General features: G+C 65.6%; 23 protein-coding genes, 1 pseudogene and 1 riboswitch. Of the genes and pseudogenes, 9 read left to right on the forward strand and 15 right to left on the reverse strand.

Annotated elements, in window-relative coordinates; all coding sequences use genetic code 11:
* Positions 1–75 precede the first annotated feature (75 nt).
* Positions 76–1,794, reverse strand: coding sequence for an N-acyl-D-amino-acid deacylase family protein (locus ACVIGB_RS34740; RefSeq protein WP_456719273.1), 1,719 nt, complete (start codon positions 1,792–1,794; stop codon positions 76–78).
* A gap of 122 nt (positions 1,795–1,916) precedes the next feature.
* Here ACVIGB_RS34740 and ACVIGB_RS34745 point away from each other — a divergent pair, with 122 nt between their 5' ends.
* Together ACVIGB_RS34745 and ACVIGB_RS34750 are read left to right on the forward strand one after the other, a co-directional pair.
* On the forward strand, positions 1,917–2,072 hold the full coding sequence (locus ACVIGB_RS34745; protein WP_456719272.1) for a hypothetical protein: 156 nt from the start codon (positions 1,917–1,919) through the stop codon (positions 2,070–2,072).
* A 183-nt stretch (positions 2,073–2,255) separates the two neighbouring features.
* Positions 2,256–3,824, forward strand: a complete 1,569-nt coding sequence (locus ACVIGB_RS34750; RefSeq protein ID WP_456719271.1) for a CYTH and CHAD domain-containing protein — start codon at positions 2,256–2,258, stop codon at positions 3,822–3,824.
* 33 nt (positions 3,825–3,857) lie between these two features.
* Here the strand turns inward: ACVIGB_RS34750 and ACVIGB_RS34755 are convergent.
* A pseudogene (locus ACVIGB_RS34755) lies at positions 3,858–5,091 on the reverse strand (MFS transporter).
* 224 nt (positions 5,092–5,315) lie between these two features.
* Here ACVIGB_RS34755 and ACVIGB_RS34760 point away from each other — a divergent pair.
* Entirely contained in the window at positions 5,316–6,605 is a 1,290-nt protein-coding gene (locus ACVIGB_RS34760) for a hypothetical protein (protein WP_456719269.1), read from the forward strand.
* A gap of 125 nt (positions 6,606–6,730) precedes the next feature.
* Here ACVIGB_RS34760 and ACVIGB_RS34765 read toward each other — a convergent pair whose 3' ends face one another.
* Both ACVIGB_RS34765 and ACVIGB_RS34770 read right to left on the reverse strand, forming a co-directional pair.
* Positions 6,731–6,904: a hypothetical protein gene (locus ACVIGB_RS34765; RefSeq protein ID WP_456719268.1), complete on the reverse strand. Its 174-nt coding sequence runs from the start codon at positions 6,902–6,904 to the stop codon at positions 6,731–6,733.
* 112 nt (positions 6,905–7,016) lie between these two features.
* Positions 7,017–9,287, reverse strand: a complete 2,271-nt coding sequence (locus ACVIGB_RS34770) for a TonB-dependent receptor (protein ID WP_456719267.1) — start codon at positions 9,285–9,287, stop codon at positions 7,017–7,019.
* A 127-nt stretch (positions 9,288–9,414) separates the two neighbouring features.
* Positions 9,415–9,612, reverse strand: a riboswitch (cobalamin riboswitch).
* A 112-nt stretch (positions 9,613–9,724) separates the two neighbouring features.
* Here ACVIGB_RS34770 and ACVIGB_RS34775 point away from each other — a divergent pair.
* From ACVIGB_RS34775 to ACVIGB_RS34785, 3 genes are read left to right on the forward strand one after another with little or no spacing between them, the layout of a single operon-like run.
* Positions 9,725–10,768, forward strand: coding sequence for a FecCD family ABC transporter permease (locus tag ACVIGB_RS34775; RefSeq protein WP_456719266.1), 1,044 nt, complete (start codon positions 9,725–9,727; stop codon positions 10,766–10,768).
* Positions 10,765–11,538 (forward strand): ABC transporter ATP-binding protein, encoded by a 774-nt coding sequence (locus ACVIGB_RS34780; protein WP_456719265.1) that lies wholly within the window; start codon positions 10,765–10,767, stop codon positions 11,536–11,538. The genes ACVIGB_RS34775 and ACVIGB_RS34780 overlap by 4 nt, the downstream gene beginning before the upstream one ends.
* Positions 11,539–11,543: 5 nt before the next feature.
* Positions 11,544–12,374 carry an ABC transporter substrate-binding protein gene (locus ACVIGB_RS34785; protein WP_456725005.1) on the forward strand — a complete coding sequence of 277 codons (831 nt, stop codon included), beginning with the start codon at positions 11,544–11,546 and terminating at the stop codon, positions 12,372–12,374.
* Between the two features lie 163 nt (positions 12,375–12,537).
* Here ACVIGB_RS34785 and ACVIGB_RS34790 read toward each other — a convergent pair whose 3' ends face one another.
* The 10 genes from ACVIGB_RS34790 to soxX all read right to left on the reverse strand — a co-directional run bounded on the left by ACVIGB_RS34790 (position 12,538) and on the right by soxX (position 20,463).
* On the reverse strand, positions 12,538–13,578 hold the full coding sequence (locus ACVIGB_RS34790) for an MBL fold metallo-hydrolase (protein WP_456719264.1): 1,041 nt from the start codon (positions 13,576–13,578) through the stop codon (positions 12,538–12,540).
* Positions 13,579–13,848: 270 nt separating this feature from the next.
* A complete protein-coding gene (locus tag ACVIGB_RS34795) occupies positions 13,849–14,781 on the reverse strand; it encodes an IS110 family transposase (protein WP_456718658.1) in 933 nt (310 codons plus the stop codon).
* Between the two features lie 210 nt (positions 14,782–14,991).
* The gene (locus ACVIGB_RS34800; RefSeq protein WP_456719263.1) at positions 14,992–15,450 is read right to left on the reverse strand and encodes a DsrE family protein; all 459 of its coding nucleotides are present in this window, start codon (positions 15,448–15,450) and stop codon (positions 14,992–14,994) included.
* A 108-nt stretch (positions 15,451–15,558) separates the two neighbouring features.
* Complete coding sequence (locus ACVIGB_RS34805; RefSeq protein WP_456719262.1) at positions 15,559–16,014, reverse strand: DsrE family protein; 456 nt, start codon at positions 16,012–16,014, stop codon at positions 15,559–15,561.
* Complete coding sequence (gene soxB, locus ACVIGB_RS34810; RefSeq protein ID WP_456719261.1) at positions 16,011–17,759, reverse strand: thiosulfohydrolase SoxB; 1,749 nt, start codon at positions 17,757–17,759, stop codon at positions 16,011–16,013. Before soxB ends, ACVIGB_RS34805 begins: the two co-directional genes overlap by 4 nt.
* 192 nt (positions 17,760–17,951) lie before the next feature.
* Positions 17,952–18,266, reverse strand: coding sequence for a hypothetical protein (locus tag ACVIGB_RS34815; protein WP_456719260.1), 315 nt, complete (start codon positions 18,264–18,266; stop codon positions 17,952–17,954).
* Positions 18,263–19,117, reverse strand: coding sequence for a sulfur oxidation c-type cytochrome SoxA (gene soxA, locus ACVIGB_RS34820; protein WP_456719259.1), 855 nt, complete (start codon positions 19,115–19,117; stop codon positions 18,263–18,265). Before soxA ends, ACVIGB_RS34815 begins: the two co-directional genes overlap by 4 nt.
* On the reverse strand, positions 19,114–19,425 hold the full coding sequence (gene soxZ / locus ACVIGB_RS34825) for a thiosulfate oxidation carrier complex protein SoxZ (RefSeq protein WP_092122527.1): 312 nt from the start codon (positions 19,423–19,425) through the stop codon (positions 19,114–19,116). Before soxZ ends, soxA begins: the two co-directional genes overlap by 4 nt.
* A gap of 220 nt (positions 19,426–19,645) precedes the next feature.
* Positions 19,646–20,140: a thiosulfate oxidation carrier protein SoxY gene (gene soxY / locus ACVIGB_RS34830; protein ID WP_456719258.1), complete on the reverse strand. Its 495-nt coding sequence runs from the start codon at positions 20,138–20,140 to the stop codon at positions 19,646–19,648.
* Between the two features lie 32 nt (positions 20,141–20,172).
* Complete coding sequence (soxX, locus tag ACVIGB_RS34835; protein ID WP_092126535.1) at positions 20,173–20,463, reverse strand: sulfur oxidation c-type cytochrome SoxX; 291 nt, start codon at positions 20,461–20,463, stop codon at positions 20,173–20,175.
* A 394-nt stretch (positions 20,464–20,857) separates the two neighbouring features.
* Between soxX and ACVIGB_RS34840 the strand changes: the two genes are divergently transcribed.
* A complete protein-coding gene (locus ACVIGB_RS34840; protein ID WP_456719257.1) occupies positions 20,858–21,541 on the forward strand; it encodes a DUF938 domain-containing protein in 684 nt (227 codons plus the stop codon).
* Between the two features lie 133 nt (positions 21,542–21,674).
* Here ACVIGB_RS34840 and ACVIGB_RS34845 read toward each other — a convergent pair whose 3' ends face one another.
* Positions 21,675–22,547 carry a protein-L-isoaspartate O-methyltransferase family protein gene (locus tag ACVIGB_RS34845; protein ID WP_456719256.1) on the reverse strand — a complete coding sequence of 291 codons (873 nt, stop codon included), beginning with the start codon at positions 22,545–22,547 and terminating at the stop codon, positions 21,675–21,677.
* Between the two features lie 87 nt (positions 22,548–22,634).
* On the opposite strand from ACVIGB_RS34845, the gene ACVIGB_RS34850 reads away from it, so the two are divergent.
* A complete protein-coding gene (locus ACVIGB_RS34850) occupies positions 22,635–23,132 on the forward strand; it encodes a type II toxin-antitoxin system HicB family antitoxin (protein ID WP_456719255.1) in 498 nt (165 codons plus the stop codon).
* A gap of 293 nt (positions 23,133–23,425) precedes the next feature.
* A complete protein-coding gene (locus ACVIGB_RS34855; protein ID WP_456719254.1) occupies positions 23,426–24,670 on the forward strand; it encodes an MFS transporter in 1,245 nt (414 codons plus the stop codon).
* The last annotated feature ends 104 nt before the right edge of the window (positions 24,671–24,774 follow it).

The following is a 24,774-nucleotide window of genomic DNA, read 5'->3' on the forward strand; positions in this document are numbered from 1 at the left end:
GAAATCCGGGGCCTTGCTATCCGCGGATAGAGCTGCCCCGGATTGCGCTTCGCTTCATCCGGGCTACAAGCTACCTCAGTTCAACCCCTGCGCGCCGCGCACCAGCCTGCCCGGCCGTGCGCCGGTGGCCTTGCCTTCGCGCTGGGTCACCACGCCGGAAACGATGGTCGCGTCGTAGCCGTCGACCTGTTGCAGGAGACGGCGGCCGCCGACCGGCAGGTCGTAATGGACCTTCGGCGGATGCAGATGCAGCCGGTCGTAGTCGATCACGTTGACGTCGGCCTTGAAGCCCGGCGCGATCACGCCGCGGTCGGTGAGCCCGACCGACAGCGCGGTCTTGCGCGACTGCGCCGCGATCACGAACGGGATCGAGAGCTTCTCGCCGCGGCTGCGGTCGCGCGTCCAATGCGTCAAGAGATAGGTCGGGAAGCTGGCATCGCAGATGATGCCGCAATGCGCGCCGCCGTCGGACAGGCCGGGCACCGCGCTCGGTTCGCGCAGCATCTCATGCACGGCATCGAGATTGCCGTCGGCATAATTCAGGAACGGCACATAGAGCATGCCGCGGCCCTCGTCGGTCAGCATCGCGTCGTAAGCGAGCTCTTCCGGCTGCCGGCCCTGGCGGCGCGCCTGCGGGCCGAGCGCGTTCTCCGGCGGCTGCTCATAGTCGGGCGGATTGCCCAGGAGATACATCTTGTCGTAGTTGGGCCGGAAGAACAGCGGGTCGTCGGTTGCGGTAGCGGTTTCGTTCAGGATCGCCGCGCGCACTTCGGGCCGGCGCAGATGCGTCAGCCGTTCGGCCAGCGGCAGCTTGGCGATTTCGCGATAGCTCGGATGGGTCTGGAACGGGTTGCGCGACAATTCGAGCCCAAGCAGCAGCCCGACGGGGCGCGCGGCAATCTGGGTCGTGATCGACAGGCCGCGGGCGGCGGCTTCATTGATGGTGTCCATGGTCTGCCGCCAGCGCCGCGGCGCCTTGTCGGCCTGGGCGACCGAGAACGAGATCGGGCACCTTGTGTTCTCGGCGACCCGCAGCATCATCGGCAGGTCCTCATGCACGGTGCTCTGGTCGAGCACGAATTGCAGCACGCTGCGACCGACGCCGTGCATCGCGCCGGCGATCGCGGTCAATTCATCCTCGCCTGCCTTCAGCGTTGGCGTGTAGTCGCCGGTCGAGGTGCGGTGATTGAGCGTGCGCGAGGTCGAGAAGCCCAGCGCGCCCGATCGCACCGCGTCGCCGGCGAGCGCCGCCATCGCCTGGTTGTCCTCGGGCGTGGCAGGATCGCGGCGCGCGCCGCGCTCGCCCATCACATAGACCCGGAGCGCCGCGTGCGGCAGTTGCGCGCCGATGTCCATGTCGAAACTGCGCTTCGACAGCCATTCCATGTAGTCGGGGAAGCTTTCCCACGCCCACGGAATGCCGGCGCTCAGCACCGGCTCCGGAATGTCCTCGACGCCTTCCATCAGCTCGATCAGCCGGCCGTGGTCGCTCGGCCGGCACGGCGCGAAGCCGACGCCGCAATTGCCCATGATCGCGGTGGTGACGCCGTTCTGCGACGACGGCGTGATGTCCTGGCTCCAGGTCACCTGGCCGTCGTAATGGGTGTGGACGTCGACGAAGCCGGGCGCGACGAGCTTGCCGCGGGCGTCGATCTCCTCCTTGCCTTTTGCAGAGACCTTGCCGACTTCGGTGATCCTGCCGCCCGAGATCGCGACATCGGCTTCATAGAGGTCGCCGCCCTTGCCGTCGGCGATGTTGCCGCCGCGGATCACGAGGTCTGGGGTCGAGGTCATGGCATTTCATCCCGAGGCTGTTCTTGGTTATGCGGCATCATGGGTGAGCCCTTGATGCTGTCAACCATCGCCGGTGAAGCTCTGGGATGCGCTGGCGATGATTAGGCAGCGGGGATTGCGCGTTGCGGAAATTTGACCCCGCTGACCAGCGGCGGGTGCGGCTGAAGCTAACCGGCCTCGCGGCCGATCATCTTGCCGAACTGTCTGCGGTTCATCTCGATGAGCTGTCGCGGATCGAGCCGCTCTTGAAGCAGGTGCTGTCGCGGCGATCGGAATGAATTCCTGCTGCGCATAACGCTTCGCGCCCTTGAATGGCGATGCAGTCAAATGCGACTTAAAGGAGTATTTTTAGATGCAATTCGCGCCAATGCGCGCTGCAATACAGCGATATTCCTTGTCATTGTCATGAAACCTTCATAGACCATCCTGGGGCGATTTCATTGAATGGACGGCGGCCGGTCGTGACCGATGCGGGGACTCCCATTGCCGTCAGGCATGGCGATCAGGCGGAAATCGAACTCAAGCTGCTTGCGCCGCAAGGAAGCCTCGAAAAACTGCGCGAGGCAGCCTGCATCGTGCAGCATGCGCGCAATCGCGGTGCATTTCACCGGCTGGAAACGGTCTATTACGACACGCCGGAGCGGCTACTGTTTCAGCATGGCATGTCGCTGCGCGTGCGACGCAGCGGCAAGACCTTCATCCAGACGCTGAAGCTTTCACCCAATGGCGCGCAGCCTCTGATGCGACGCCAATGGGAGGCGGCGGTTGAAGGCATCGCCCCTGATCTGGCGCGGTTCCCCGCCGACGAGATCGGCGATCCCGTGGCGGCGCTGAGCAACGTTGCGCTGGTGCCGGTGTTCGCGACAAAAGTGCGCCGCCACGCGCGGCAGCTCGATCTGCCCGATGCGTCGGTTGAGATCGCATTCGACGAGGGGACGATCGAGGCCGATGCGCGCCAGGAGGTGCTGTCGGAAATCGAGCTTGAACTGAAGAGCGGCAATGCCGGCGTCCTGTTCGATCTCGGAACCCAGTTGCTCGATGCAGCGCCGCTGCAGATCGGCACGCGGAGCAAGGCGGAACGCGGCTATGCGCTCGCGTTCGATGTCGCGCCGTCGGCGGCGAAGGCCGAGTTGCCAGGCATCACCGCGGAGCTTGCGGTCGACGACGTCATCGCGCTGTTGGTGGGCTCCTGCTGGCACCATCTTTTGAGAAATCACGCGGTGGCCGAGCAGGGATCGGACCCCGAAGGCGTGCACCAGATGCGCGTGGCCTTGCGGCGCTTGCGGACGATCTGCGCGCTGTTCCGGCGCGACATTCCATCGCCGGCATTCCTGGCGATCAACAGCGAAGCAAAATGGCTGATGCGGCAACTCGGCAAGGCCCGGGATTGGGACGTCTTCGCCGAGACGACGATCAACCGTCTGGTCAGTGCGGTTCCGGATATCGACCTGGATGGCCTCCGCCAGGCGGTTCAACAGCAACGGAAGTCGAGCTACGGGGCCTTGCAAAGCGTTCTGGCTGACCCTCGATGCAGCCGCTTCCTGCTCTCGCTGGGGCATCTGGTGGAACGCCGCGGCTGGCGCAACGAGATCGACAGCGAAGCGCTGGCTGTGCTGTCGCAGCCAATGCCGGTGCTCGCCGATCAAATTCTGGAACGATTGCATCGCAAGACATTGAAGCGCGGTGCGCGCTTCCGGCGGCTCGATATCCACGCGCAGCACAATCTCAGAATCAACCTCAAGAAGTTGCGCTATGCGGCGGAGTTCTTCCTGCCGCTCTATGCGTCGCACGCGCCGGCGAAGCGCTACGTGAAGCGGCTCGCCGGGCTGCAGACCAGTCTGGGGCGGGTGTGCGACATCGGAAGCACGCGCGTGCTGCTCCATGCCATCCGGCAGGACGACCAGCCTGCGCTTCATCTTGGCATCGGCGCGATGGCCGGCTGGCTCGCCCGCGATCAGATCGCGGTGGCGAAAACGCTGCGCAAGAGTTGGCGGCGGTTCAAGACGACGCCCGCATTCTGGGGCCGGTGAGTCCTGAGGCGGAAGGCGATCCGCGGGGGTTGCCTAACGGGGCTGCGCCTGGATCGCAAGTGCGGAGGCCTGCGGCTTGCGCTCGGTGACCAGCGCAAGCAGCACGGTCAGCACCATAAAGACCGCGGAGGCGCCGAACACCCAGTGCGGCATGTGCCGATCCATGATCCAGCCGAACAGCAGCGGGCTCACGATGCCGCCGAAGTTGAAGCCGGTGGAGACGATGCCGAAGGCGCGGCCGGCGGCACCGGGAGGCGCGGCATTGCGCACCATCATGTCGCGGGATGGCGCGATCACGCCGCCAAGGAATCCGGCAAGCCCCATCGCGAGCGTGAGCGCCACGGGCGGTAGGTTCACCAGTGCGACCAGCACGACCAGCACGGCATTGACCGCGAAGCAGGCCGCGGCGAGCTGGCTGTGGCGATGGGTCCAGTCGGCGAGATAGCCGCCGGCGAGCACGCCCGCTGCGCTGGCGCCGAGGAACGCGGTGAGCGCGATGTTGGCGGTCGAGAACGACGCGCCGTAACCGCCCATCAGCGCAACCACGCCGAAATTGTTGATGCCCGAGGTCGACAGGCTGAGCAGCGTGAAGAACGCCGTCAGCACCATCAGTGCCGGCGTGATCACGCTCGCCTTCGGCGTCGCATCGTCCTTCGGCTTGTTCCTGTTGGCGCCGGCATCGGGAATGCCGAGCACGATCAGGAACAGCGCCACCAGCGGGCCGACCGCGCCGGCCACGATCAGCGCGCCGGGGCCGCCGATCGAGGCGACGAGCGCTGCCATGATCGCAGGCGCCACCGCGCCGCCGAGGAAGCCGGCAAAGGTGTGGATCGAGAAGGCGCGGCCCATCCGCGCCTCGTCCATATGGGCCGAGAGGATGGCGTAGTCAGCCGGATGATAGACGCTGTTGGCGAGGCCAAGCGCCACGGCACAGAGCGATCAGCGACGTATAGCTCAGATGCAGGCCGAGCCCGATCAGCGCGCAGCCGCCGATGGTCAGCCCGATCAGCAGGATCTTGCGCGCGCCGATATGGTCGGCGAGGTAGCCGATCGGCGCCTGGGTCAGGCCCGACACCACCGCAAACACCGTCAGCGCGAACCCGAGTTCGACATAGCCGACGCCGAGTTGCTGCTTCAGGAACGGGAACAGCATCGGCAGCACGAAGATATGGAAATGGCTGACCCAATGGGCGACCGAAATTCCCGTCAGCGTGCGCAGCGCGCTGTCGGCTTTCGCTTGCTGCGGTGCGGCCAGAATGTCGACCATGTCAGTGAAGCCCCAATTCCAAAGCGTTTTCGAGCGAAGGGGGTACCGGTTCGCGTGACGAAAACGCGTCAAAAAAATGCCCGGCAGGGCCGGCAGAAAATAAAGGCTGGCCGCTAATTGTCCATGAACGCGGGCGCATGGCTGCCCCCGGCGCGGGCGTGCCGGATCGACACATGCGGCATTAAAGGCGGCGACAAAGTGCGGTCCTGCGGTGATGATCGGCCATGATCGACGCCAAAAAGCCGCTCCGGGTGCTTGTGTCAGAGGGCTCCAGCACCTCCGGCCGCGAGGCGATCACGATCCTGGGGCTGGCCGGCCATCACGTCGAGGTCTGCGATCCCTCGCGCTGGTGCCTCGCGCGTTATTCCCGCTTTGTCCGCAAATACCATCATTGTCCGCCGCTGCGGTCAGATCCGGCCGGCTTCCTCCGCTTCGTCGAGCGGCTGTTGGCGTCGCGGCATTTCGATGTGCTGCTGCCGACCCACGAGCAGGGCTTCCTGTTCGCCCGCGCCGCGGCGCGACTGACACCACGTACCGGTCTCGCGCTGCCGGATTTCGACAGCTATCGCGCGGTGCACAGCAAGGCCGGGTTCAGCCGGTTGCTCGAGCGGCTCGGCCCGCCGCAGCCGCCGACCCGGATCGTCCGCTCGGCCGACGAGCTGCGCGAGGCGGTGCGGTTTCCGTCCGTGGTCAAGACGTCGGTCGGCACCGCGAGCCGCGGCGTCTGGTTCGTGCGCGACGCCGGTGATCTCAATCGCACACTCTACGACCTCGAATCCGCCGGCGATTTTGCCGGCGAGGTGCTGGCGCAGGATCTCATCACCGGCACGGTCGAGAAGGCCCAGTCGGTGTTCTGCCGCGGCACGCTGGTCGGCTTCCACGCCTACCGGCAGATCGCGGCCGGTGTCGGCGGCGGCGAGGCGATCAAGGAGAGCGTGAGCCGGCCGGCGATCCGTGCTGCGCTCGAGACGATCGGCGCGCATCTCGGCTGGCACGGCGCGCTCTCGGTCGACGTCATCATGCCGCTCGACAGCGCGACGCCGCTCTTGATCGACTGCAACCCGCGGCTGGTCGAGCCTGTCAACGCGTGCCGGTCCGGCACCGATCTGGTCGATTTGCTGCTGCGGGTCTCGCTCGGTGAGACGCCGGCGCCGCTGGCCGATGGCCGCGCCGGGGTGCGGACGCATCTCGCCATGCAGGCGCTGCTCGGCAGCGCATCGCGCGACGGCACGCGGCGCGACCTGATCAGGGAATGCGGCCGCATCGCCGCGGGCGAAGGTCTTTATCGGGGAAGCAGCGAAGAGTTGACGCCGGTGCGGCTCGATTGGCTCAGTGCCGTGCCGCTCGCGATGACGACAGTATTGCTACTGGCATCGCCGCCGATCGCCTCATCGCTGGCACGCGGCGGCTTTGGTGCGCATCTGCTCGATCGCGGCAGTATCAGGAAGATCGAGGGTGAGGATTTTTTGCGCGATACCTCACCACGTCGTCCTGGCGAAAGCCAGGACCCATAACCACAGGATTGGATTGTGGAAGAGGGCTGTGGCCCCAGCATTGTGAGACAATTGGCATTCGTGGTTATGGGTCCCGGGTCGCGCTTCGCTTGCCCGGGACGACGGAGGATGGATATCGGTCAACCCTACAACGGCTCGTCGTCATTGCCGTAGCGATCGACCTTTGGCGTGGCGATGTCGCCATCCTCATAATAGTCGTCGTCCTGTGGCGCTGCGGGCGGCGGAGGCTTTTTCGACTTGTCGTCGGTCTTGTCGTCGGTTTTGCCGCCGCCCTTGCTCTTCTTTCCGGCCTTGGCCATGCGTTTCCCCTGCGCGGGTCAAATCATCTGCCGGAATTCTACTCCAGTTCCCCGGGGCTTGTAACGTAAGGAGATGGCGCGGCCGGGTCACACCCGCCGCGCCCATCATGCTCTAAAACGTTGCGCCCGCCTTGACCATGTAGGTGCGGCCGGGCAGCGGATAGGCCGAAAAGCGGCCGGCCGTGAACGAGCTAGCGATGGCGTAGTCATAGTAGAGCGCGTTGAACAGATTGTTCACGCTGAGCGACCAGAAGAAGCGGTCGACCTGCCCGCTGAGCTTGAGATCGGCGGTGGCGTTGCCGGGAATCCGGCTCTGGGTGTTGGCCTGGTCGTTGTCCATGATGCGCGAGCTCCAGGCCCGCACCGTGGCGTCGAACACCAGATAGTTCTGCCAGATATTCCAGGTCACGCCGAGATTGCCGGTGTAGCGCGACACCAGCGGCACGTCGTTGCCGGCCCACATGCCTTCGCGGAAGACGGCACGGGTGATCGCCATGCCGCCGCGCAACGTCACGGTGTCGCTGACCTTGAGCGAGGCGCTGGTCTCTGAGCCGTAGCGGCGGGTGGGGTCGAGATTGACGTTGTAGAACAGCACCGGGTTGAAATGTATCTCGTTCTCGAGATCCATCAGATAGACGCTGGTCTGGACCTGAAAGCGATTGGTCCTGACGCGGAAGCCGCCCTCGACGTCCTGCGACGTCTGGGTCTTGAGCTGGAAGTTCTGCGGGATCGGGGCGAAGGTCAGCGGGTCGAATGACGGACCCGATGCGACGCGTTCGTCGACGTCGGGCGTGCGGAATGCGCGCGCGGCGCGGCCGAACACCGAGAAGGTCTCGGTGAAGCGATGTTCGGCGCCGACATGCAGCGCGTATTGGGTCTCGTTGCTGTCGAGCGGCGCCGCCTGCGTGTCGAACGCAAACGGCGCATTCGGATCGTAGCGATCGCGTGCCGAGACGCTGGTATTCTGGACGCGCGCGCCGTAGGAGAAATCGGTGGTCGGCAGCAGGCCGATCGTGTGCTGCCAGTACCCGGCCACGGTCTGCTGCTCGATATTGTAGATGTGGTAGGGATCGACGCCCTGATAGGCGCCGCGTGCCTCGCGGAACGTCGAATCGTAATAGTCGATGCCGGTCAGGATCGTGGACGGCATTCCCAGCACGACGTTCTTGACGCTGAGGCGTGGCGTGAGCGACCAGGTCTGCAGCGCGGCATCATTATGGGTCGAGGCGAAGCTGATGGTCGGCACCGTGCCGAAGAAGCCGCTTTGCGTCTCGCGCTGCCGCCAGCCGCCGTCGACGATGAGGTCGACGCCATTCATCAGCGTCTTGGTGAAGCCGGCGGTGACGCTGGCGGATTGCTGGTTGGCATAGTCGAACGGCGTCGCCGCGCCGCGGCGATCGCTGAGCAGTTCGTTGACGCCGATCGACGGATCGACCAGCCGTCTGCCGGGCAGGCCGAGCTTCTGGTCGCTGCCGGTGATGGCGAGGAAGGCGGTGAGATCCGATGTCGTGTAGTTGACGTTGCCGACGGCGTTGCGCTGGTCGAGTGCGTTGTTGACGCGGTAGCCGTCGGACTTGATGCCGTTGCCGTAGAACGAGGTCGACCACGGGCCGGAATTGAGCGCAGCGGACACCGCGGCCATGCGGGTGTTGAACGAGCCGAAGCCGCCTTCGGCCCGGATCGTGGCCGGTGGACCGCCGGCGCCGGTCTTGGTGATGATGTTGACCACGCCGCCCACCGCGTTGTCGCCATAGAGCACCGCACCGCTGTTGCCGCGCGTGATCTCGATGCGTTCGATCGAATCGAGCGGGATCGTGGTGAGATCGAAGCCGGCCTTGTCGACGTCGTTGAGGCGGCGGCCGTTGAGCAGGAACAGGGTGTTGTCGGAGGCGAATGCGCCGAAGCCGCGCAGGTCGACCGCGGTCTTGGCGCCGTTCGGGCCGCCATAAAGCGATTGCAGCTGCACGCCCGGCACCTGCGCGAGAATCTCGGGCAGCGACTGCACCGGCGAATGCGCGATGTCGTCGGCGGTGATCACGGTCGAGGAAGAGCCGACAATGCCGGCGAACTGGCGGCCGCCGCCACCTGTGCCGCCCGTTCCGGTGGCCGGTCCGGTCCCTGTCGTGTTCGATCCTGCTCCGCTGCCCACATTGTTGCCTTGCGTGGTGCCCGGCGCCGGGCGGCGCGGGGCCGGCGCTTCGTCAGCGGCCGGCTTGGCGCGCGTAAAATTCTGGTCGCCCGGCTTGGTGATTTCGATGGCCGGCAGCTGATTGGGAGAGGGCGCCTGCTGCGCCCGTGCGGTTGAGAGAACGATTGTCGACGCGATCATCGTCGACGCGAGCAGAAGCGCGCGGCGCCGCCGATGGGAAAGGATGAAGAACATCTAAGTGAGACCTCGGTAACGTCAGTGGCACGTCACCGCCAACCAGTCTCACCATCGTGCTCGCAGGCTCAGCTGCTTGCAGCCTCAAGTGAAGCTCATGCCTGTACTCCCCGACCGGCATCTTCGCGTGTGACCACGGCTGACGGCAGGTCTCCTGGCTCGCGGGTCGTTACCCTTCGTCGCCTTCCCAGGACCGAGATTCCCAGTGGCCTGTGACGAAGGATTCACCGCATACAGTTGCGGGGGCAGCCGCGGCGTTGGGGAAGTTTCCCCGCACCGCATTCCCTTTTCATCTCATGAAAGAACCGTCATGTTCATCTAGGGTTCGGCTGGGCAGCAAAGTCAATCCGGCGGAGGTCGGGCGGCCGCCAGGTGGCCACGGTTTCTGTCGAGTGTCGCTTGTCTGCCACGGCGATCGCTGTAAGAGCATGGATCCAATGAGCGTGCAGGATTTTGCCTTGGCGGCCGAGGTCGCGGCGCGGCGCCGGTGGGGCGCCACCGCGGCGCTGCTCGCGCTCGTGGTCCTGCTGCTCGTGCTCTCGCTCGGCATCGGGCCGGTGCGGCTGTCGCCGCTTGCGGTGATCGAGGCGCTGTTCGGCGGCGGCAGCGACGTGGCGCAGGTGATCGTGCGCGAGATCCGGCTGCCGCGCACCATTCTGGCATTCGCGATCGGCGGTATTCTCGGGCTATCGGGTGCATCGCTGCAGGGCCTGCTGCGCAATCCGCTGGCCTCGCCGTCGCTGTTCGGCGCGCCGCAATCGGCGGCATTCGGCGCGGTGCTGGTGATCGCGCTGGGCCTCGCCGATGTGCGCTCCTACGCGCTGCCGGTGGTCGCGATCATCGCCGCGTTCGGCTCGGTATTCGCGTTGCTCGCAATCGCCGGCCGCAATGCCGGGCTGCTGATCCTGATCCTCGCCGGGCTCGCGATCTCGAGCTTTGCCGGGGCTGCGACGGCGCTGGTGATGAATCTCTCCGCCAATCCGTTCGTGGTGCTGGAGATCGCATTCTGGCTGCTCGGCTCGCTGGAGGACCGCAGCTTCCAGCACGTGGCGCTTGCGCTGCCCTTCATCATCGCGGGCGCGGCCGTCCTGCTCAGCCAGGCGAGCGCGTTCCGCGCGTTGACGCTGGGTGAAGAGGCGGCGCAGAGCCTCGGCGTCGATGTCGGGCGGCTAAGGCTGCTCGTGATCGCGGGCGTTGCGCTCGGCGTCGGCGGCGCGGTCGCCGTCACAGGTACGATCGGCTTCATCGGTCTCGTCGCACCGCATCTGATGCGCCCCCTGATCGGTCACGATCCGGCGCGGCTGCTGGTGCCGAGCGCGCTCACCGGTTCGGCATTGCTGCTCGCCGCCGATATCGCGGTGCGCATCATCCCCTCGACGTCGGATATCAAGGTCGGCGTGCTGACCTCGATCATCGGCGTGCCGTTCTTCCTCTATCTGATCATGCGCGAACGCCGTGCGCTGGGCGGAGGCGTAGCATGACGCTGCTGTCGGCCACCGCGCTCAATGCCTCGCTCGGCAGCCGCAAGGTGCTGCACGATGTTTCGCTGTCACTGGAAGCGGGCCATCTGGTCGCGCTGGTCGGCCCGAACGGCGCCGGCAAGACCACGCTGCTGCGCGCGCTGGCCGGGCTGATTCCATCCGACGGTGAGATCAGGATCGGCGGCGACGCGCTGGCCGCGCTTGCGCTGCGCGAGCGCGCGAAGCGCTTCGCCTATTTGCCGCAGGGGCACATGGTGCATTGGCCGCTGCCGGCGCGCGATATCGTCGCGCTCGGCCGCTATCCGCATGGCGCGACCGATCCGGCGCGGTTGTCGCAAAAGGATATGGAGGCGGTGCTGCGCGCGATGCAGGCGGTCGACGTCACTGAATTCAGCGACCGCCGCGTCACTGAGCTGTCCGGCGGCGAACGCAGCCGCGTCGCGCTGGCCCGCGTGCTGGCGGTGGAAGCGCCGGTGATCCTCGCCGACGAGCCGACCGCCTCGCTCGATCCGCGCCACCAGATCGACGTGATGCAGAAGCTGCGCAACGTCGCCGACACCGGCGTGCTGGTCATCGTGGTGACCCACGATCTCGGGCTCGCCGCGCGCTTTGCCGATCACGTGCTGGTGCTGTCGGACGGGCGGCTGGCGGCGCAAGGTGCGCCCGCTGAAGCGCTGTCCGAGAGCGTGCTGGCCAGCGTGTTTCGGGTCAGTGCCTACCGCGCCGAATTTCAGCGCGAGGCCGTCATCGTGCCATGGGCGGACGTGTGATGAGGATGCAGCGTCTCGCAGCGGTGGCCGCAGCGGCATGGCTGATCTCGTGCGCTGCCGCGTCCGCCGCCGGACCGCGCATCGTCTCGATGAATGTGTGCAGTGACCAGCTCGTGCTATCGCTGGCCGATCCGGACCAGATCCTCGGCCTCAGCCGCTTTTCGCGTGATGCCTGGCAATCCTGGGCGGCCGAGCAGGCGCGAAACTATCCGCTTCTGTCCGGCGAGGCCGAGGATGTGCTGCTGCTCAAGCCCGACCTCGTTGTGGTCAGCCTGTTCGACAAGCGCGCGACCCGCGATCTCCTGAAGGCCAACGGATTGCACCTCGTCGAATTCACGGTGCCGCGCTCGCTGGACGAGGTGAGGGACCAGATCCGCGCGATGGGCGACGTGGTACAGCATCCGGATCGTGCGCGGGCCGAGATCGCGCGCCTCGATGCGGCGATCGCGCGTGCGCGGGCGGTGGCTGATGGTCATCACTATCGGGTGCTGCCGGTGGAGCGGCGCGGCTTTGTCTCAGGTCGCAGCAGCCTGATCAGCTCGCTGCTCGCGGCAACTGGCCTGACCAACGCGGCCGGAGAGCTCGGCTTCAGCGCGGGCGGATTTGCCTCGCTGGAGGCAATTGTAAAACTGAGGCCGGATTTCATCCTGGTGTCGGAGGCCGGCGATCGCGCCGAGGATGAGGGCCGCGCCTTCCTGCTGCATCCGGCGCTGGAACGCTTCTACCCGGAGAGCAAGCGGATCGTGCTGCCGGAGCGGCTGACGGTCTGCGGCGGCGTGATGCTGGCGGACGCGCTGGATCGGTTGACGGCGGAACTCAAGCGGGTGACGCGGTGATCCCTCGTCATCCGTCATCCTGAGGAGCGCGTAGCGCGTCTCGAAGGATGCACGGCCCGGATGCTTCCGGGCGTTCGCGGAGGGAGCGGGGCCGTCGCCCTTCGAGGCTCGCTTCGCTCGCACCTCAGGGTGACGGTGCTAGAAATTGTGCGCGGCTAACGGGTTACCCCATCACCACCGGCCCGCCGGCCTTCTTCCACGCATCGATGCCGCCTTCGATATGGGCGGTGTTCGCCAATCCCGCCTTCTTCGCGGCGGCTACCGCCATCGCGGAACGTTCGCCGAAGGCGCAGAAGAACACGACGCGGCGGCCGGTCGCGGCCGCGACTTCGCGCAGCATGCCACCGGGCTGCAACGTGGCGCAAATCCCGGGATAGGGCGCGTGCAGCGCGCCGGGAAGCATGCCGTGCTTGTCCCGTTCGCCGCTCTCGCGCAAATCCACCAGCAGGATATCGGGTCGGCCGAGGCTCGCGATGGCGTCGCGCGCGCTAAGGGAGAGGCCTTCCTTGGCCAACTCGTCCTGGTGCAGGCCGACATGCATGTTGGCGGGCAGCACGACGTCCATCAGCTTTGGGTTCGGCAAATTGAGGTTGTTCATCAGCTCGACATAGTCGTCGATCGATTTCACCTGCAGCCGCGGATTGTAACGCTTCTCCTCGCCGATGGTGGAGACGGTGTCGCCCTTGTAGTCATGCGCGGGGAACACCAGGGTTTCCTCGGGCAGCTTGAGCAGGCGGTTGAAGATCGAATCATACTGCGCCCGCGCGCTGCCGTTCTGGAAATCGGTGCGGCCGGTGCCGCGGATCAAGAGCGTGTCGCCGGTGAAGACGCGGTCGCCCATCAGATAGCTGTAGGAATCGTCGGTGTGGCCCGGCGTGTACAGCGCCTCGAGGCAGAGGCCCTCGATCGTCACTCTGTCGCCGTCGGAGACGCGCATCGACACCACGTCGGCCTTGCTCTGCTCGCCCATGATGGTGATGCACTGGGTGCGGTCCCGCAGCTCGCCGAGGCCGGTAACGTGATCGGCGTGCAGATGCGTATCGACCGCCTTGACCAGCCGGAGGTCGAGCTCCTGCAGCAGCTTGCAGTAGCGGTCGGCCTTCTCCAGCACCGGATCGAGGATCAGCGCCTCGCCGCCGGCGCGGCTCGCGAGCAGATAGCTGTAGGTGCCGGACACGCTGTCGAAGAGCTGGCGAAAGATCATGACGGCTTACCTGTTCTCCGGGTCGAGTCGTGAAGAGGATATTATTCCATAGATAGGGTCGATTCAAAGCAAATCTATCCCCTGAGCCAATCCGTCACCGTCACCCCCGCGCAACGGCTTTGCCGTTGTCGCTGGAGGAGCCGCGAAGCGGCGTCTCGAAGGGTGGACGGCCGGGACTTTTGACAAGAGGAAAAAGCGCGCGGAGACGTCGCGGCCGTTCACCCTTCGAGACGCGCGCAAGGGCGCGCTCCTCAGCGACTGTGTTCTTCGTCAAGCGGGTTGCCATAGTTTTTGGTCCCTGAGCATGGCGTTGAGGATGGTGAGGACTTTGCGAGCGACGGCGATGAGGGCGACCATCTTCGGCTTTCCGGCTGCCAACAGGCGTCGATAGAAGACCTTGAGTTGGGGGTGATATCGGCTTGCCGAGAGGGCGGCCATGTAGAGGCCGGCGCGCAGTGCAGCTCGCCCGCCGCCGATCATGCTCTTGCCCTTCCAGCGGCCGGACTGGCGGGTGAACGGAGCAAGGCCGGCGAGGCTTGCGATCTGGCGCCGATTGAGGGTGCCGAGTTCAGGCACCTCGGCCAGGAACGTGCGGGCAAGCGTGTTGCTCACCCCCGGAAAGCTGACCAGCAGTTCCTCCTTGGCCCGCCAGATCGGCGAACCGCGCACCAGCGTGTCGATGTCGTTGTCGATCTCCAGCAGTTCTTTCTCGAGGACCTTGATGTGGCGGGCAAGGCTCTTGCGAACGCGCACATTCTCGGCCCGCTTCTCGCGCTGTCGCTCGGCAACGATCATCTCGATGATCTGCCGCCGGCGGCTGACAAGTTCGGCCAGAAGCCGGGCTTCCTGATCCGGCATCGCACGCGGCGTTGGCTTCACCGCCTCGACAAACCGCGCGATGATCGCCGCATCGATCGGATCGGTCTTGGCGCGCTGGCCAACCGCCTGCGCGAAGTGCCGGATCTGGGCCGGATTGACCACCACCAGCGGCAACTGGGCGCCGGCCAGCGCCGCGGCGACAATGGTCTCGAAGCCGCCTGTCGCTTCCACCGCTACCAGCGTCGGCGAGCAAGTCTGAAGACGGGCAACAAGTTCTTCCAGGCCTTTGCCGTCACGCGCCACGGCAAAGGCTTCCCCGCTCGGATGCAAATGCACATCCAGCCGGTCTTTCGATACATCAATGCCAACATAGATCGCGTCCATCTGCACCCATCCTTGCGCAACCGGGCTCGCCAGGCGGCCCTCGCGACTGTTCGGGTTCAATGGAACAACGGACGGGGCGCCGCGCTGAGGCACGGGCTTCAAAGCCCTGGGGTGAAGCGGTCTCCCGTCCGTTACCGCACCGGACACTCTATTCGATCCAGCGCCTCCTGACTTACAAGGGTGACGGGTTGAGCTTCACGGTCTTGAGCTTTACGGCCTAACGTAACTCCAGCCCTGCTCCTGCAGCTCCATCAGATGGACCACACCTGACGGTACGATGGTGGCGTCGGGGACGACGGAGATCGCGTGGCCCTCGGCCTTCTCCATGCCCTGCCTGGTGTTGTTGCAGGCGGAGAACTGGATCTTGCCCGGGAACACGAAATCCTTGAGCCGCCTGATGCGGTCCTGCACCGGCGAGGTATCGCTGCGCAGCATGTGCAGGCCGGGGCCGTAGGTGATGATGTCGACGTCCACGTCCTCGTTCCTGGCGTGGTAATATTCGATCACGTTGGTCGCGTTGTTGAGCGCGAGATTCATGATCTGCGGGTCGTTCTGGTCGACCTGGATCGCGATGTGGTGCGGCTTGTCGGCGGCGAGTGCGCTCGCTGTGAAGGCAAGCGAAAGCACGGCGGCGACGGCGAGACGGCGAAGCATGGCAGGGTCTTTCATGTGACTGCCGCTCTCTCCGTCATTGCGAGGAGCGAAGCGACGAAGCAATCCATTCTGCCCTTGCGGCGAAGCATGGATTGCTTCGCTTCGCTCGCAATGACGGCGGGGTTAAGGACGGACCAGCGTGTATCCGTTCTCGGTGAGAAGCAGGATCTGCGCGACGCCGACCTGCACCGGGGTGGCGGCCGCGATGTAGTCCGGCCGCTTGCCGGTGTCGCGCTCGATCGTGTCGACGGTGTTGAGGCAGATGTCGACCCGCGCGCCCTGCGCGACCAGGCTCTCGACCAGCTTGCGGTTGGCGTTGTCGGGCCTCAGCAGCTCGATGCCCGGGCCGAAGGCGACGATCTCGACCGCGACCTTGTCGGGGTCGTAATGCTTCATTAGATTGTTGGCGACGCTGATGACGAGGCCCTGTTTCTTCGGATCGTTGTCGGAGAGCTGCAGCACGACCTTGTGCTCGGCGAACGGCTTGTCCTGCAGCGGCGCGAGCTGGGCGCGGGCCGGCGGCGTCGCCAGCGCGACGGCCGTAAGGCCGAGCGCCGCGATGAGCGCGCGCCGCGTCATCCGTGCCTCGCAATGCCCGGGTTGTCCTCGACGCCTTTCAGCGTCACGCCGGGTTCGTCGCGGTTCGGCGGCCGGCCGGAGCGCAGATGCTTGGCCACGACATCCCAGATCGGTGCGCCGTTCTGCTGGTTGACCGAGGCCCAGCCCGCGACCTTGTAGTGCTTGCCGGCTTCGAGATGCTTGCCGTTGCCGAGCTTCAGCTCGGAAATGCGCTTGCCGACGGTCTCGCCGGGCGTGCAGGTGTAGGCGAGGCCGCCGACACGGACCATGTCGCCGCCTTGCTGATAATAGGGATCGACGTTGAACAGGTTGTCGCAGACGTCTTCCAGCACATCCTTGATCTGGCTGCCGGTCATGGTCGCGACGTAGGTCTCGGGATAGGTGATCGCGGTTTCCGACAGCACGTCTTCCATGGTCAGCGGCTGGCCGGCGAGTGTGGTGAGGCCCCAGCGGAAGCCCGGCGACAGCGCGATCTCGGCGTTGAGCTCGTTCAGCAGCGCGTCGCAGATCAGCTGATCGACGGTGCCGGTGAAATTGCCGCGGCGGTAGAGCAGGCGGTCAGCCGTGCCGAGCTTGTCGTTCCACTCGTCGACATGCGGATCGCGCATCTTGTCGATCAGCGTCTGCATCGCGGGATCGGGCTTTAAGAGCTCGGCGAACACCGGCAGCAGGCGGTAGCGGACATTGGCGACCTTGCCCTTGGCGAGTTCGAGATCGAGCACGCCGATGAACTTGCCGTTGGAGCCGGCATTGGTCACCAGCGTGACGCCGCCGGCATTGGTCACCGTGATCGGGATCGGGATCGCGTCGTGGGTGTGGCCGCCGAGGATGACGTCGATGCCGGTGACGCGGCTGGCGAGCTTGAGGTCGACGTCCATGCCGTTATGCGACAGCAGGATCACGGCCTCGACCTTGTCGTTGTTGCGATGGCCGTCGACGAGTTTTTGCAGCTCCTCGTCGCGGATGCCGAACTTCCAGTCCGGCGTGAAGCGCTTGGGGTGCGCGATCGGCACATAGGGGAAGGCCTGGCCGATGATCGCGACGCGATGGCCTCCGATCTCCTTGATCGTGGACGGCTTGAACACCCGCCCGGAGGCCGGATCGAACGCCTTGGCGTCGTTGAAAGCGGCTTCCTCGGTCAGGAATACGTTCTGTGCCAGGAACTCGCCCTTGAAGCGGGAGAGATTGTCGCGCAGCACCTCTTCGCCATAGGTGAATTCCCAATGCCCGGTCATCGCCTCGATGCCGAGCAGGTTCGCGGCCTCCACCATATCGGCGCCGTTCATGGCATTGGCGAGCCCGGTACCCTGCCAGAGGTCGCCGCCGTCGAGCAGGATCGAGCGCTTTTCGCCGACATCGGCGCGCAGCTTGTCGATCAGCGTCTTCAGATGCGCAAAGCCGCCGAGCCGGCCGAAGCGGACGGCGGCCTTCTCGAACTCGACGCAGGTAAAGGCATAGGCATCGGCGCTATCGGGCCGGATGCCGAAACGGTCGAGGAACGCCTTGCCGACCAAATGCGGCGGCTGGCCGGCCATCGCGCCGACGCCGATATTGACGCCGGGTTCGCGGAAGAACACCGGCTTCAGCTGCGCATGCGTGTCGGTCATGTGCAGGATGCGGGCGTTGCCGAAGCGTTCGAAGTCGTAGACGCTGGCGGTGTCGGCGCCACGCGCGAGGCGGGGCAGGCCGGCCACAAGCGTTGCGGCGGCCGAAGCTCTCAGGAAATCCCGGCGGCGGATGATCATCACTCTCTCCGCGCCCCTCTTCACCTCTCCCGCTTGCGGGGGAGGTCGTATCGCATCGCGGATGCGATACGGGTGGGGGCTCTTTCCACACAATGAACGGGGTGAATCGCGGCGAAACCCCCACCCCAACCCTCCCCCGCAAGCGGGAGAGGGGGCGCAGGGAGCTCGCGGGTCAACCTCATCCCAAACTCATCAACGAACTTCCATGTCCTTCCAGCGTTCCTTTTCGCTGGTCGCCTGGAAGATCGATGCCTTTGCCAGCGCCTCGGCCTCCTTGGCCCGGGCGACTGCGGTGTCGAAATCACCAGCCTCACCGGCCTTTTTTGCGGCTGATAGCGTCGAGGCTGTCGTGGTCCACTGGTTGCGCAGCAGGCCAGCTTCCTTGTTGGCGGCCTCAGCCGCGGCATAGGCCGCCTTGTAGTCGGCCTCGGAGGCGGCGAGGGCTGCGGTCGCAGTCGCGATCAGCAGGGCTGACGCCGCGAAGATCGCTCTCATGGCCGCGCTCATGGCCTTGCTCCCGGCCCCGAAATCGGCAGGCCATTGCTGACATAGGACAGGTAATATTCGAGGTTGCGGTACTCGTCGTCCTGCGGATTGAGCGGCACGCCGCGGATCTGGCTGTTACAGGTGGTGAAGCGGCGGCTGGTCGTGCCCATGCCTGACCATTCCGAGCGGTAGATCGGCATCGCGTTCAGGATACCCAATGCCGGCGCCAGCACCTCGGCGCGGATCCGTTCGCCCGGGCTCTGGATGTGGCAGGTGGCGCAGGAGAAATTGAGTTGGCCGCGGCGGGTGTAGAAATACTCCTTGCCCTTCTGATAGGCCTCCAGCGCGCGCGGATCGTCCGGGATCTTGATGTCCATCGGCTTGCCGCGCGAGGTGAAGGCCATGTAGGCGGTGAGCGCCGCCATGTCGTCCTTCACATAGGAGAACGGCGCCTCGCCATTGGCCTCGCGGCAACGATTGAGCGCGAGCTCGAGCGTGACGACCTTGCCTTCCTTCTCGTCAAAATAAGGGTAGTTCTGGCGGATGCCGATGCCCTGGTTCGGGAAGCAGTCGGCGTAGGTCTTGCCGTTCTTGAACGGCGTCGAGAACATTTCCTTGCCGGCCTCGAGCGAGAACTCGTAGGGCGGAAACTGCTCCTTCTCCTCCCACTGCTTGTGAAGGTCCTCATTCATCGAATAGGGACCGTTGACGAAATCCTCGGGCTTCAGCTTGGGGAATTTGTTGGTGAAGAATTTCTGGAAGGCGGCCTTGTCGGCGGCGGGATCGACGGCGCCGGCTGCGTGCGCGGCCGGCGCCAGCATACCCAGTGCCAGCGTCGCGATTGCAGCGCGGATTGCCGAGCGCCGCGTCATTGAATCTTCGCCGTGGTGGTGTCGGTCGCGCCCTTGTTGTCGATCCAGCTGACCGTCAGGTCGTCGCCTTTCTTGCCGCCCTTGAAGGCGAACTTGACGTAGGGATCCTTGGAGACGCCGCCGCCCCAGTCGGCGACGAACACCGGCTTGCCGTCATACTCGAAGGTCAGCACCTGGATGAAATGCGGCGGGATGATCTCGCCCTTGGCGTCCTTGACGAAGCCGGAATCCATCGGATGCTGGATCAGCGCCTGCACCTCGGTGGTGTCGCCGTTTGACGTGGCGCGCACGCGAATGCTCGATGCCATCTGGTTTATTCCTCTGTTATCGCAACGGCCCGTCCGCGGGCTCGCTTCACCTCTCCCGCTTGCGGGGGAGGTCGGATCGCATCGCAAGATGCGATCCGGGTGGGGGCTCTCTCCAAACGAAGAGCATCTATCGTGGCAAAACCCCCACCCCGACCCTCCCCCGCAAGCGGGAGAGGGAGCGAAGCGAGTTTGCGGGTTCGATCGATGCTCATGATTTGCACTAGCCGCCGCAGCCGCCGACGGTGACCTTGATTTCCTTTTGGGCGCTGTAGAGCTTGCCGCCGGCCTCGACGATCACGGTGACGTTGCTGGTCTTGGCCATCTTGATGCGGTTGGCGACGCTCGGCAGCGTGCCGGCCGGAACCCTGTACGTCGCGATCAGCGAGATCGGGTTCTCGCTGACCAAAAACGAGATCGAGGTGACGTCGGCCAGCGTCGTGGTCGCGGAGATCGGCACCACCGCGCCGTTCTCGGCGATCTCGGGTGCGTCCATCTTGACCTTGTCCGAAGGCTCGGCGGTCTTGCCATAGAGCGCCTTGATCGCATCGCCCTCGTTCTTCTGCTTGAACGCCTCTTCCGGATATCTGTCGTTGGCGGCGGCGAGCGCCTGCGGCACGTCGAACGGAATGACGCCAAGGCCGATCAGCGCGGCGACGCCCGCGCCCTTCAACACCAGGCGGCGCGTTCCGGAAAATTCGCTGGTCGTGATGTTCATCGAAAAAATCTCCTCAAGCTGATGTCGCCGCGTCACAGCGTCTGCAGGAAGTCCACCACCGCGCCGATTTCCTTCTCGCTCAAAATCCGGTTTCGGCCGAACGGCGGCATCACCGTTTGCGGGTTGCGCTTGGTCTCATCGGTCACGATCGCGATCAGCTCATCGCGGCTGTATTTCGCCTTGAGGCCGGTCAATTCGGGGCCGATCGTGCCGGGCAGTTCGCCGCCCTTGATGACATGGCAGGTCAGGCAATTGCCCTTGCCGCGGTCGAAGGCGAGCTTCTGGCCCTCGGCGGCGGACTGGGCCTGCGCGGGTGCGGCCATGGCGGTGCCCGCCAGCAGCGCCAGGACAAGGGCTGGCTTGGAGAAAGTGGCGATCAAGGACGTTTCCCGGGCTTCAATCTCGATGATCCCATCGCAATATAAAGAGTGGAAAGCACAAAGGCCATCGGCTGGCAACTCGGAGAATAGGCGCGTCGCGACGGGGTTAATGCCAGAGAGGTGACCCGTCACCCCCGCGCAACGGCTTTGCCGTTGTCGCTGGAGGTGCGAGCGGAGCGAGCCTCGAAGGGCGAACGGCCCCACTGCGGCCGTGCATTCTTCGAGGCTCGCTCCGCTCGCACTTCAGAATGACGGGGAGGGAGCAACGGCGCTCTGTCGGTTCCGTTTTGCCCATCGTGGCTGCACTGACTACATACGGCTAACAGGAGAAGGCGCGGTGGCGGAGTTTGTGGTGGAGTTCGGCAAGGACGGCAGGCCGGTCGAGGCGGACGGGCGGCTCGACGCGGCAGCATTCCACCGCAATCACCAGCCGATCTGGGCGGTGCTGAAGGATTACCTTGCCGGCCGATCCGGCGACGTGCTGGAGGCCGGCAGCGGCACCGGCCAGCACATCGTCTATTTCGCCGGTCGGACGCCCGACATCATTTGGTGGCCGAGCGACCTCCATGCGGCGCACCTGCGCAGCATCGAGGCCTGGCGCGCGCATGCCGCCCTTGCCAACATCCAGCCGCCGCAACCGATCGATCTGTCGGACCCCGTCTGGTCGCCGGCACCGTCGGACGGCAAAGGTCCGGACAAACTGCTCGCGATCTTCTGCGCCAATGTGATCCACATCGCGCCGTGGCGCGTCGCCGAGGGTCTGTTCGCCGGCGCCGCGCGGCATCTGCGCGCCGACGGCCGGCTGTTCCTCTACGGCCCGTTCAAGCGCGGCGGCAAGCACACCGCGCTCAGCAATGCCGTGTTCGACACGTCGTTGCGCGAACGCGACGCCGAGTGGGGCGTGCGCGACATCGCCGAGGTCGAGACGCTTGCGGAGCGCGTCGGGCTGAAGCTTGACGGCACCTTCGAGATGCCGGCCAACAACATGATCCTGATGTTTGTCCGGAAGGGTGACCTGTAGGGTGGATTAGCCGACTACGTCCGCCGTAGCTCAACGAGGGAAGGCGGAAGGCGTAATCCACCATTATGACGTGCTGCGAACGGCGGCGGGTTACGCTTCGCTAACCCGCCCTACAAGACCACGAACCGTCGGGTCAATCGTAGGCAAGACACCAGCCATCCCCGCGCAGCCAGCACCGTTCGTCGGGAATGTCGGCATCGCGATAAAGCTGCGTCACCTTCTGCCAGCCGCCGCGCGCGAAGGCTTCGGCCAACAGCTTTTCCGACGCCTCGTCGCGGCCGCCGTCGCACGGAATGATCGCGACCGGTGAGATCCAGGTGGCTTGATACTGTGCGCCCTCGCGCCGGACACGGAACACCGCGCCGGAACGCGCGATCTGCTCCGGCGCGCCGCCCTTGAAGCCCTCGTTCGACGTCAGCGGCAGGATCAGGCGGCCGCCGTCGGCAAGCCCGTCGAGCCATCGCGCGGCCGGCCGAGTGCAGCCGGCATTGACGTAGATCACGTCGGCTGGATCGAACGATGCGCGCGTGCCGTCGCCCGCGATGATCTCGACATTCGGATAGGGGGCAAGATTGGCGCGGGCGCGCGCGGCAAGCTCCGGGTCGTATTCGATGCCGGTGACGCGGCCGGTCGGTCCGGCCAGATGCGCGAGGAGCGCCGTGTAGTAGCCAGTGCCGGTTCCGATATGCACCACATGCTCGCCGGCCGCCGGCGCGGCCTGGTGCATGAGGTAGGCGTGTAGCGAAGGCTGGCCGTTGTTGAGCCGCCGCTCGGGCAGCAACGCGACCAGATCGTTGGTGTAGAGATAGACCGGATCGGCATCGGGCGTCGGCATGTAGTCGCTGCGCCACCCGCGCAGCATCAACCACGGTCCCGGGCCGACGAAGTCCTCGCGGGGAACGGCGGCGAAGGCCTCCATCACCCGCGTGTCGACGATGTTGGCGGCGGCCAGGATCTGCCTGGCATAGGCCGCGCGGACGATGCGGAGTTCAGTCTGCGGGTCCATGGCGGGAGCTCTCCCACGATTTCGCACATTGTGTGATTTGACACACCTAGGTGTGTGAAATAGCATACTTCGACGACGGAGGCCAGAATGAAGAGACGGCTCTATCCGGCCGTGCTGGAGCGCGGGCCGCGCGGCGCGTTCGGGGCGTGGTTTCCCGACTTTCCCGGCTGCATCGCCGGCGGCAAGTCGCAGGAAGAGGCGATCGAGCGGGCCGAGCGGGCCCTGGCGCAGGCGGTGGACGGCTGGGCCGAGCAGGGCCGCGCGCTGCCGGAGCCGACGCCGATCGAGCGGATCGTGCCGCCGAAAGGCTCCGACGTCGCCGCCTTCTTCATGGTCGGCGTCGATCCGCCCGATCCATCCGAGCGGGTGAATGTCTATCTGCCGAAAAGCCTGATCACGCGGATCGACAAGCACGCGGCCTCGATAGGCATGAGCCGCTCGAGCTTCTTTGGCTTCGCGGCCTCGCTGGCGCTGGAATGGGCGCCCGGCATCGCGAAAGCAGTCTTTGTCGAGCCGCGCTCCAAGGTGCACAAGACCGGCGCGCTGCGCGCCGAGAAGCGGCCGGGCAAGAAGCCTGCGCGGTAGGTGACGCGCGATGCAACACGCGTGACGTCGTCCTGGCGAAAGCCAGGACCCATTACCCCAAATGCTGGTTGTTGCGCGTAGCTGGGGCCGCGATCCCTCTCGCAACAAAACTCGGTGGTTATGGGTCCTGGCCTTCGCCAGGACGACGCCGGAGTGTGGGTGTTCGACCTGGCCAATAACCGTGCGCCTCCCGCATGGCGTACGTCCGTTTGCGCCGGTTGATCGGCCTGCACCTGCTCTCCATAGTGCGCGCGATTGGAGGCTCCCGCCGGGGCTTCAAGGCGGGACGACCGATGATCGACGTGACGGCTGCGGACCAAATCAGCGATGACGCGCGGGCGCGCAGCAATGTGTGGCGGCTTGCGGCGGCGCAGGCGCTGACCGGTGCCAATTCGGCCGTGATCTTCGCCACCGGCTCGATCGTCGGCGCGACGCTGGCGCCCGACATCTCGCTCGCGACGGTGCCGCTCTCGATGTATGTGCTCGGGCTTGCCGCCGGCACGCTGCCGACCGGCGCGATCTCGCGCGCTTACGGCCGGCGCGTCGCCTTCATCGTCGGCACCTGCTGCGGCACGCTCACCGGTGCGCTCGGCGCCTGGGCAATCCTGCACTCATCGTTCTGGCTGTTCTGCGGTGCGACCTTCCTCGGCGGGCTCTATGGTGCCGTCGCGCAGTCCTATCGCTTTGCCGCCGCCGATGGCGCCAGCGTCGCATTCCGGCCCAAGGCGGTGTCGTGGGTGATGGCCGGCGGCGTGTTCGCCGGCGTGCTCGGGCCGCAGCTCGTGCAATGGACCATGGATATCTGGCCGCCTTACCTGTTCGCATTCTCCTTCGTGATGCAAGCGCTGGTCGCGCTGGTGGCGATGGCGGTGCTATCGGGCGTCGACGCGCCGAAGCCCGCGGCGGCGGATCTGCACGGCGGCCGCCCTCTGCTCGAGATCGCCAGACAGCCGCGCTTCATTGCGGCGGCGCTGTGCGGCGTGATCGCCTATCCGATGATGAATCTGGTGATGACCTCGGCGCCGCTCGCCATGAAGATGTGCGGGCTGTCGGTCAGCGATTCCAATTTCGGCATCCAGTGGCACATCGTGGCGATGTACGGCCCGAGTTTTTTCACGGGCTCGCTGATTGCGCGCTTCGGTGCGCCCGTCATCGTCGCGCTCGGGCTGGCGCTGGAGGCGGTCGCCGCGATGATCGGGCTGTCCGGGATCACCGCACCGCACTTCTGGGCCACGCTGTTCGTGCTCGGCATCGGCTGGAACTTTGCGTTCGTCGGCGCCTCCGCGCTGGTGCTGGAGACGCACCGGCCGCAGGAACGCAACAAGGTGCAGGCGTTCAACGATTTCCTCGTGTTCGGCATGATGGCGATCGGCTCGTTCTCGTCGGGCCAGCTGCTGGCGCATTACGGCTGGAACGCCGTCAACATGGTGGTGTTTCCGCCGGTGCTGCTCGGGCTTGCCGTGCTGTCGCTGGCGTCATTCGCCAAGCGGCGGGCGAAATTGCGCGCGGTGGATGAAATCCCGGATCCCAGCATCTAATCTCCTGCTGCCAATTGCTGACACTTCGACCGGCTTCGAAATGACCGGCTTGCAAGGCTGCTCGCATCGTGGGAACGGATTGGTCCGGTCCTGACGATGTGAGA

This window comes from Bradyrhizobium sp. USDA 4341, from assembly GCF_054063755.1.